General features: G+C 44.2%; 1 protein-coding gene. It reads left to right on the top strand.

Translation table 11 applies throughout. The annotated features are described in order from the left end of the window. A partial coding sequence (locus tag CXF74_RS21580) for a 5'-nucleotidase C-terminal domain-containing protein (protein WP_198552964.1) occupies nt 1-649 on the top strand: 649 nt, incomplete at both ends.

The raw sequence follows: 649 nt of genomic DNA on the forward strand, positions 1-649 counted from the left end.
AAAAAGTCATTAAAGAGATCAACGATGCAGGCAGTGCAGATCTTATTTTTGCAGCCACACACATGGGCCACTATGAAGATGGTCAACACGGTAGTAATGCACCGGGTGATGTTGCAATGGCACGAGCGCTCGAAGTGGGTGATCTGCAACTTGTCGTTGGGGGGCATTCACAAAACCCCGTGTGTATGGAACCAGACAGTGACAAATACGCGGACTTTGTTGCCGGCGGTGAATGTAAACCCGACCAACAAAATGGCACTTACCTGATGCAAGCGCATGAATGGGGTAAATATGTTGGCCGTGCTGATTTTGAATACTTCAATGACAAATTGAATCTTGTTAGCTACCAATTAATTCCTGTTAATTTAAAAGAAAAAAATGAAGACGGTGATCGTATCTTAATTGCCGAAGAGATTGTCCCAAACAGTGATTTACTTGAAACGCTACGTACTTACCAAGACCAAGGACAAGAACAGCTAACAGAAGTGATTGCAACAGCAAGCGAGTTCCTTGACGGCGAACGCGATAATGTACGTTATAAACAAACTAACTTAGGTCACTTAATCGCAACGGCGCAAGCGGTTAAAGTCAATGCAGATATTGGCATTATGAACTCTGGTGGTGTGCGCGCTTCTATTGATGCGGGTGA

Origin of the sequence: Psychromonas sp. Urea-02u-13 (assembly GCF_002835995.1) — a bacterium.
Lineage (GTDB): Bacteria > Pseudomonadota > Gammaproteobacteria > Enterobacterales > Psychromonadaceae > Psychromonas.